The following is an 8,962-nucleotide window of genomic DNA, read 5'->3' as shown; positions in this document are numbered from 1 at the left end:
GCGCCCCCTTGAGGGGGGATTCGACCGGAACGAAGTCCGGGAGAAACGGGGGTGGGGATAATCCCGCCCCTCATGAGCGTTTACATCCTCACCCTCTCCTGCCCGGACCGCGTGGGCATCGTGCATGCCGTCTCGGGCTTCCTGCTCGAGCGCGGCGGCAACATCGAAGAGGCCGCCCAGTACAACGACCACGGCACGGGCCTGTTCTTCATGCGCGTGCGCTTCGCCTGCGAGCGCGTGCCCGAGGCGCAATTGCGCACCGACCTCGGCGGCCTGGCCGAGGGCTTCGGCATGGCGTGGAAGCTGCACGCCGCCGAGCAGCCGATGAAGACCGTCATCCTTGTCAGCAGGGAGGGCCACTGCCTGAACGACCTGCTGTTCCGCTGGAAGAGCGGCCTGCTGCCGGTGGACATCCGCGCCATCATCAGCAACCACCGCGACTTCTACCAGCTCGCCGCCGGCTACAACGTGCCCTTCCACCACATCCCGGTGACGGCCGCCACCAAGGCCCAGGCCGAGGCGCGGCAGCTCGAGGTGATCGAGGCCGAGGGCGCGCAGCTGGTGGTGCTGGCGCGCTACATGCAGATCCTGTCGAACGAGCTGTGCGGCCAGCTGCAGGGCCGCGCCATCAACATCCACCACTCCTTCCTGCCCAGCTTCAAGGGCGCCAAGCCCTACTACCAGGCGCACGACCGCGGCGTGAAGCTGATCGGCGCCACCGCCCACTACGTGACGGCCGACCTCGACGAGGGCCCGATCATCGAGCAGGACGTGGCCCGCGCCGACCATACCGATACGGTGGAGGACCTCACGGCGCGCGGGCGCGACACCGAGAGCCTGGTGCTGGCGCGCGCGGTGAAGTGGCACAGCGAGCACCGCGTGCTGCTCAACGGCCACCGCACCGTCGTCTTCCGCTGAAATGTTCCCACCCCCAGTCTCCGCGGACTTCGTTCCGCTCCGCCAACCCCCTCAAGGGGGCACATCCTGCGGCCCGGCAAAGCCGGTTCCGCGGATGTTCCCGCATGGCCTGCTCCGCGGCCTTCGGTGCGGCGGCGTTTCGTGTGCGCAGGGCGCGCCTTCGTGCGAGGCGATGAGTCCATGAATGGCCTGCGCGGCCTGGCCTGGCTGCTGGTCTTCCAGTCGGCCGGCGAGCTGATCTCGCGGGCGCTCGCGCTGCCGCTGCCCGGGCCGGTGCTGGGGCTGGTGTTCGTGCTCGTCGCCCTGCGCTGGCCGGTGGTGCGCGAGCCGGTGAGCGAATGCGCGCATTTCCTGCTCACGCACCTGTCGCTGCTGTTCGTGCCGGTGGGCGTGGGCGTGATGACGCACCTGGCGCTGCTCACGCAGTACGGGCTGCGCATCCTGGTGGTCATCGCGCTGTCGACCTGGATCGGCCTGGCGGTCACGGCGCTGGTGCTGTACGGCCTGCCCGGCCGCGCGCGCGGCAGGAAGGAAGAGGCCCGCTGATGCCGCGCTTCGTCGAGCTGTGGGTCTACCTCTCGGCCACGCCGCTGTTCGGGCTGACGGCGACGCTGGTGGTCTACCTGCTGGCGCAGGCCGCGTACGCGCGGCTGGGCAGCCCGCCCTGGGCCAACCCGGTCATGTGGTCGGTGGTGGCGCTGGCCTGCCTGCTCACCGCCACCGGGGTGGACTACCCGAGCTACTTCGCCGGCGCGCAGTTCATCCACTTCCTGCTCGGGCCGGCGGTGGTGGCGCTGGCCTGGCCGCTGTGGCTGCGCCGCGCCGAGCTGCGGGCGCGCGGCGTGCGGGTGATGCTGGCGGCGCTGCTGGGCGGCGGCGCGGCGGCCGCCTCGGCCGTGGGCCTGGCCTGGGCCTTCGGCCTGCCGCCCGAGGTGGTGCTGTCGATGGCGCCCAAGTCCGTCACCGCGCCGGTGGCCATGGGCATCGCCGAGAAGATCGGCGGCGTGCCGGCGCTGTCGGCCGTGTTCGCGGTCATCACCGGCATGGTGGGGGCGCTCACCGGCAAGTACCTGTTCGACCTGCTGCGCGTGCCGGCCGCCGGCGAGGGCTGGACGGCGCGCGGCTTCGCGCTGGGCACCGCCTCGCACGGCATCGGCGCGGCGCGGGCGCTGCAGGTCAACGCCGACGCGGGCGCCTACGCCGGGCTGGCGCTGGGGCTGCAGGTGGTGCTGGCGGCGCTGCTGATGCCCCTGGTGTTCCGCCTGCTCTGAGCGGCCGCGCCGAGGCGGCACTCCTACAATCGGCGCGCTTTTTCGTTCAGCAAGCCGTGCGTCCTGCGGGGACAGCGCTGCCAGCCAGCCCCGTCCCCTTCTTCCTCGCAGGAGCACTCCATGCCTTCATCTCCAAGGCGGTGGGTCGGCGCGTCGCCGACCCCCCTGGCGCTGGCCGCCGCCGTCCTCGTCCTTCTGTGCGGCAGCGCCCGCGCGCAGGATGCCGCTTCCGGCACCTCGACCAAGGACCTCGATGCCGTCACCGTCGAGGGCGCGCGCGAAAGCGCCTCCACCCGGCTGCCGCTCACCGCCAAGGAGACGCCGCAGTCCGTCAGCACCGTCGACCGCGAGCAGATCGAGCGCCAGACGCTGACCAGCATCGACTCGGTGATGCGCAACGTGACCGGCGTGGCGGTGAGCTTCTACGACACGCAGCGCCCGCTGTACTACGCGCGCGGCTTCCAGATCACCGACTTCCAGGTCGACGGGCTGCCCAGCTACAGCGCCAACACCAACCAGGAGTTCGACACCGCGCTGTACGAGCGCATCGACATCGTGCGCGGCGCCAACGGCATCCTGACCGGCGTGGGCACGCCCTCGGCCACCGTCAACCTGATCCGCAAGCGGCCGCAGCGCACCTTCGGCGGCTCGGTGGCGCTGACGGCCGGCTCGTGGGACTTCTTCCGCGCCGAGGCCGACCTGAACGTGCCGCTCAACGCCGACGGCAGCGTGCGCAGCCGCTTCGTCATCGCGCCGCAGAAGAAGGACAGCTTCCGCGACCGCTATTCGGAGGACAAGCTGGCCCTGCTGGCCGCGGTGGAGGCCGACCTCGGCGCGCACACCATCGTCTCGCTGGGCTTCCAGCGCCAGCGCAACGACCCCAAGGCGCCCATCTGGGGCACCATCCCGCGCTTCGCCAGCGACGGCGGCACGATCGACCTGCCCACCTCGACCAGCTTCTCGCCCTCGTGGACGCGATGGAAGCGCGAGTCCGAGACGCTCTACGCCACGCTGGAGCACCAGTTCAACGAGGACTGGAGCCTCAAGGCCAGCCTGGCGCGCACCGAGGGCGAGACCTTCAGCCTGCGCACCTACGGCTACGGGCGCACCACCGCCACGCCGCTGTTCATCAACCGCTACACCGGCGCCGGCGCCACGATCTACGCCGGCCTGGGCGGCGGCAGCGAGACGCAGACCGCACTGGACACCTACGTCTCGGGCAAGCTGGCGCTGTTCGGCCGCAAGCACGACCTGGTGCTGGGCGTGAGCACCTCGCGCACCGAGGGCCGCACCGACGGCTACACCTCGGTGGCGCGCTGGAGCTACGTCATCCCCAACATCTACACCTGGGACGGCTACGCGCCGCCGCCGCTGTACGCGAAGACGGGCGCGTGGACGATGCAGACCACCCGGCAGACCGGCCTGTACGGCTCGGCCCGCTGGCGCCTGACGGACGCGCTGTCGCTGCTGACCGGCGTGCGCCTGACCAACTGGAGCCGCCAGACCGACGCCTTCAACACCGCCGGCCTGTACACCGGCACCACCGGCGTACAGCGCGTGCACCGCAAGGCCACGCCCTTCGTCGGGCTGGTCTACGACATCACGCCCGAGCTGAGCGCCTACGCCAGCTACGGCCGCATCTTCAACCCGCAGAACTACAAGGACGTGAACAACCAGCCGCTGCCGCCGGTGCAGGGCAGCAACGCGGAGCTGGGGCTGAAGGGCCAGTTCCTCGACGGCCGGCTGAACGGCAGCTTCGCGCTGTACGAGACCAAGCAGGACAACTTCGGCGTGCGCGACAGCAGCGTGCCGCCGGGCACCCTGCCCGACGGCGGCTCCGCCTACCGCGCGGTGAGCGGCACGCGCTCCTACGGCTTCGAGGCCGAGCTGTCGGGCTACGTCACGCCGCGCTGGCGCATCGGCGCGGGGCTGACGCGCACCAAGGTCGAGCGCAACGCCAGCGACCTGATCTACGCCAACTTCCCCGAGTACCTGATGCAGCTGTCCACCGACTACCAGTTCGGCGGCGCGCTGGCGCCGCTGTCGCTGGGCGGCAGCCTGCAGTGGCAGACCAAGATCGAGGGCTTCAACATCCCGCACCCGCTGCTCGGCGCGGTGACGGTGACCGACCCGCCCTACGCGCTGCTGAACCTGCGCGCGACCTGGCGCTTCAACGACCGCCTGAGCGCCACGCTGGCGCTCAACAACGTCACCAACAAGAAGTACTGGGCCAACCTAGACTACGCCAACTACGGCGACCCGCGCAACGTCATGCTGACGGTGCGGGCGAAGTTCTGACCACCGCCGCGCACGAAAAAAAGCGCCTGCCCAGGACGGCAGGCGCTTTTTTCTTAGGGCTGTTCAGCCCGCGTCAGTTGCGGTACGGGTTGTTGGGCCGGCGGTCGTAGCGGTTCGGCACGCCGTCGCGGTCGCGGTCCCAGCGGCCGGCGCGGTACTCCCAGCGGCCGTTGCGCTCGCGCCATTCGGGCGCGCGGTAGGCATAGCCGGGGCGGGCCTTGACCCAGGTGCCGCGCACCCACACGTGGCGGTGGCCGCGCGCCTCCCAGTGGCCCGGCGCCCACACGTAGCCGCGGCGCGGCGGCGGCACGCGCTCGAAGCGCGGCGGCGGGGGCGGGCCGATCTGCACGTTGATGACGGGCTGGGCCTGCGCGGCGGTCGGCAGCGCGAAGCCGCCGATCGACAGCAGCGCGGCAGCGCCGGCCGCGAGGGTGATCTTCGAGAGTGCCTTCTTCATGGTGTGATACCTCGGGAGGGATGAACGAGCCTTCATCGTGCCGGCCCGTTGTGAAGGCGCCGTCAACCCCGAGCGAAGCTTTGTGTAAGGCTGTATCGCGTGTGTGCGATGCGCATGTCAGCGCTCACTCGCGCAGTTCGGGCACGTCTGCCGCGGCGGCCATCGCGGCGAAGCCGGCCTCGCTGGGGTGCAGGTGGTCGCCGCTGTCGAAGGCGGGATGCAGCATCAGCGCATCGTCCTTCGCGCGCAGCGCGGCGTCGAAGTCGATCACCGCGTCCACGTCCTGGCGGCCGCGGATCCAGCGGTTGACGGCCTGGCGCGTGCGCTCGTTGTCCTCGCTCCAGTAGGGCGAGCCCTTGAAGGGCGGCAGCGTGCCCAGCAGCACCTTCACGCCCTGCGCGCGCGCTTCGCCCACCAGCCGCTGCAGCCCGGCCGTGATGGCATCGGGCGTGGCCACGTCCCACGGCGGCACCAGCCAGACCGGCCGCTCGCCGCCGGCGGTGCCCCAGCCGATGTCGTTGATGCCGATGAGCACGATCACGTGGGTCACGCCGCTCACCTGCAGCGCATCGTGCGCGAAGCGGGCGAGGCCGCGCGGCCCGGTGCCGTCGCGCAGCAGGCGGTTGCCCGACAGGCCGGCGTTGAGCACCACCACCGGCGGCGCCTCGCGCGCGCCGCGCAGGCGGGCGGCCAGCCGGGCCGGGTAGCTGGCGGCGGTGCTGTCCGCGGCGCTCGCGCCCTGCGTGATCGAGTCGCCGAAGGCCACCACCACCTTGGCCGGCTGCTGCGCGATGCGCACGTCGATGGCGGTGACGATGGGGTTCCACGGCAGGTCGACCGGCGCGGCCAGGCGCGAGTGCATCACCTGGTCGCCTGCGGCGGCCTGGCTGCTCGCGGGGCTGGTCGCGTGGCCGGTGCCGATCACCGTGGCCTGCGGCAGGTGCAGGCTGACGGCCAGGCGCTGGTCGGCCGTCACCTCCAGCGCCACCGGGTCGCTCCAGCGCTCGGTGTGGGGCGCGAGCGTGGTGCCCGGCCGGCCGTCGAAGCGCAGCGGCCGCAGGGTGCCGGGCGAGAGCGCGTCCGGCCCGGTGCACAGGCCGACCCCGGCCGCGCCGACGACCAGGGGCTGGTCGCCGAAGCGGTTGGACAGGCGCACGCGCAGCGCATGGCCGCCGGCGGCCACGAGCATGTGCTGGCGCACGGTCTGGTCCTGCAGCACCAGCGGCGGCATGCCCAGCGGCAGCAGCAGGGCGCGATGGTCGTGCGCGGCGGCGATCCAGCCCGCCACCCATTCTTCGTCCTCCGCCGGCTCGGCGCGCACCGCCATAGGCCGCCAAGGCAGGCAGGCGCAGGCGAGCAGCCCGAGGCAGCGGCGGCGGGTGAGGAGCGAGGCGGGGGAAGCGGGCGCGAAAGGCAAGACCCCGCAGTGTAGGGACGCCGCGCCCGGCCGTTGCCGGTGCCTACCAGGTGTCCACGTAGGCGGTGGGCGCGTCCGGTGGCCGATGCGCCGAGGCCAGCCCGCGCAGCAGCCAGGCGCGCGTGTCGGCGGGGTCGATCACGGCGTCGATCTCCAGGGTCTGCGCCATGTTGATCGCCTCGCCGTCGGCGTACTGCTGCGCGACCAGTTTCCTGAACAGCGCATCGCGCTCGGGGCCTTCCGGCACGGCCTCCAGTTCCTTGCGGAAGCCCAGCCGCACCGCGCCCTCCAGCCCCATCGCGCCGAACTCGCCGCTGGGCCACGAGATGTTGAACACCGGCGCGTCGAAGCCGCCGGCCGTCATCGCCTGCGCGCCCAGGCCGTAGCCCTTGCGCAGCACCACCGCGAAGAAAGGCACCGTCAGGTGCGAGGCGATCATGAACATGCGGCAGACGTGGCGCACCTGCGCCTGCGCCTCGATGTCGGGGCCGACCATGAAGCCGGGCGTGTCGACCAGCGAGACGATCGGCAGCCCGTGCGCGTTGGCCAGTTGCATGAAGCGCGCGGCCTTGTCGGCGGCGTCGACGTCGATCGCGCCGCCCAGGTGGTGCGGGTTGTTGGCCAGCACCGCGACCGGGCGCCCCTCGATGCGCGCCAGCGCCGTCACCATGCCGGCGCCGAAGCCGGCGCGCAGCTCCAGCAGCGAGCCGGCGTCGAACAGATCGCGCATCACGGCGCGCACGTCGTACACGCGCAGGCGGTTCTCGGGCACGGCGTGGCGCAGCAGGCGCTGGTCGGCGCACTGCCAGTCGGCCAGCGGGCCCTGGAAGTAGCCCAGGTACTGCTTGGCCACGGCCACCGCCTCGGCCTCGTCCTCGACCAGCACGTCGATCACGCCGTTGGCCGACTGCACGCGGCTGGGGCCGATCTGCTCGGGCGTGAAGGTGCCCAGCCCACCGCCCTCGATCATGGCCGGCCCGCTCATGCCGATGTTGCTGGCGCGGGTGGCGATGATGACGTCGCAGCAACCCAGCAGCGCCGCGTTGCCGGCGAAGCAGCGCCCGTGCACCACGCCCACCACCGGCACCTTGCCCGACAGCGCCGCGAACTGGCTGAAGGTGTGGTTGTTCAGCCCGGCGACGATCGGCATGTCGGTGTCGCCCGGCCGGCCGCCGCCGCCCTCGGCGAACAGCACCATCGGCAGCCTGAGCTGGTGCGCGACGGCGAGCATGCGGTCCTGCTTGTGGTGGTTGCGCATGCCCTGCGTGCCGGCCAGCACGGTGTAGTCGTAGGCCATCACGACGGCGCGCGAGCGCTCGGGGCCGAAGTGCTTCGCGTTGACGCTGCCGATGCCGGTGACGATGCCGTCGGCCGGCGTGTTGGCGACCAGGTCCTCCAGGCTGCGGCGGCGCGTCTGCGCGGCGATGGCGAGCTGGCCGTACTCGATGAAGTTGCCGGGCTCGTCGGCCAGGTCGCACAGGTCGGCGACGTTCTCGCGCGCGGTGCGCCCGCCCTGCGCATGGCGCTTGGCGACGGCCTTCCCGCGGTTCGCGTCGAGCGTGGGCGCGTGGCGGTCGATCACCTTCTGCAGATCGGGGCGGATGGCGTCGAGGTCGAGTTCGGCGCCCTGCTGCACCTGCACGGCGCCGGCGTCGACGGCCTCCAGCCGCACCAGCGGCTGGCCCTCGGTGAGATAGTCGCCGGGCTGCGCGAGCAGTTCGACCACGCGGCCGGCCTGCGGCGCGTGCAGCAGGTGCTCCATCTTCATCGCCTCCAGCACGCCGAGCTGCGCGCCGGCCGGCAGGATGTCGCCCACCTCGACCTCGAACTGCACCAGCCTGGCCGGCATCGGCGCGCGCACGGTGTGCACACCCTCGGCATCGGCCTCTTCGGCAGCCGACGGTTCGGCGGCGTCCGGTACGGCCGTGGCGAGTGCCCTGCCGGTCTTCGCGATCGCGTCGGCGGCGGCGAGCAGGTCGCCGAGCTGCTCTTCCACGAAGCGCGTATGCACCGCCTGCGCCGCGAACTCGGGCCGCTCGCCGATGGCGCGCAGCAGCGCCAGGTTGGTGGCCACGCCCTCGATGCGGCATTCGGCCAGCGCGCGCAGCGAGCGGCGCTGCGCATCGGCGAAGCGCGGCGAGGCGCTGCTGACGATCAGCTTGGCCAGCAGCGTGTCGTAGTGCGGCGAGGGTGCCAGGCCCGCGTAGCCCTGCGTGTCCACGCGCACGCCGGGCCCGGTGGGCAGGTCGAAGCGCGCCAGCCGGCCGCCGCTGGGGCGCGCCTGGCCCTGCGCATCCAGCGTCTCGGCGTTGATGCGCCACTGGATGGCGAATCCCCGCTGCGGCGCCGTGGCGTCCGGCTGCACGCCGAGCTGCGTCAGCGTCTGCCCGGCCGCCACGCCGATTTGCAGTTGCACAAGATCCAGCCCCGTCACGGCCTCCGTCACCGTGTGCTCCACCTGCAAGCGCGGGTTGGCCTCGATGAAGACGAAGGGCAGGGCGGCCGCGCGCTCGTCCACCAGGAACTCGAAGGTGCCCAGCCCGCGATAGCCGACCTGCTGCGCCATGCGCAGCGCCGCCTGCGTGATGCGCGCGCGCAGCG

General features: G+C 72.2%; 7 protein-coding genes. 4 read left to right on the top strand and 3 right to left on the bottom strand.

The features are described from left to right. Positions 1–72 precede the first annotated feature (72 nt). The 4 genes from purU to ACIY1X_RS21440 all read left to right on the top strand — a co-directional run bounded on the left by purU (position 73) and on the right by ACIY1X_RS21440 (position 4,487). Entirely contained in the window at positions 73–918 is an 846-nt protein-coding gene (gene purU / locus ACIY1X_RS21455) for a formyltetrahydrofolate deformylase (RefSeq protein WP_399684536.1), read from the top strand. A 180-nt stretch (positions 919–1,098) separates the two neighbouring features. Beyond that, complete coding sequence (locus tag ACIY1X_RS21450; protein ID WP_399684533.1) at positions 1,099–1,464, top strand: CidA/LrgA family protein; 366 nt, start codon at positions 1,099–1,101, stop codon at positions 1,462–1,464. After that, the gene (locus tag ACIY1X_RS21445) at positions 1,464–2,189 is read left to right on the top strand and encodes an LrgB family protein (protein ID WP_399684530.1); all 726 of its coding nucleotides are present in this window, start codon (positions 1,464–1,466) and stop codon (positions 2,187–2,189) included. The genes ACIY1X_RS21450 and ACIY1X_RS21445 overlap by 1 nt, the downstream gene beginning before the upstream one ends. A gap of 120 nt (positions 2,190–2,309) precedes the next feature. Next, positions 2,310–4,487 carry a TonB-dependent siderophore receptor gene (locus ACIY1X_RS21440; protein WP_399684529.1) on the top strand — a complete coding sequence of 726 codons (2,178 nt, stop codon included), beginning with the start codon at positions 2,310–2,312 and terminating at the stop codon, positions 4,485–4,487. 73 nt (positions 4,488–4,560) lie between these two features. On the opposite strand, the gene ACIY1X_RS21435 is transcribed toward ACIY1X_RS21440, so the two are convergent. The 3 genes from ACIY1X_RS21435 to ACIY1X_RS21425 all read right to left on the bottom strand — a co-directional run. Beyond that, positions 4,561–4,944: a YXWGXW repeat-containing protein gene (locus ACIY1X_RS21435; protein ID WP_399684526.1), complete on the bottom strand. Its 384-nt coding sequence runs from the start codon at positions 4,942–4,944 to the stop codon at positions 4,561–4,563. Positions 4,945–5,068: 124 nt separating this feature from the next. Further along, entirely contained in the window at positions 5,069–6,361 is a 1,293-nt protein-coding gene (locus tag ACIY1X_RS21430) for a GDSL-type esterase/lipase family protein (protein WP_399684523.1), read from the bottom strand. Positions 6,362–6,404: 43 nt separating this feature from the next. Continuing rightward, on the bottom strand, positions 6,405–8,962 hold a 2,558-nt coding region (locus ACIY1X_RS21425), incomplete at its 5' end, for a carboxyl transferase domain-containing protein (protein WP_399684521.1).

The organism is Xenophilus sp., from assembly GCF_044462705.1.
Taxonomy (GTDB): domain Bacteria; phylum Pseudomonadota; class Gammaproteobacteria; order Burkholderiales; family Burkholderiaceae_C; genus Xenophilus; species Xenophilus azovorans.
This window is presented reverse-complemented; position numbering and strand designations above follow the sequence as displayed.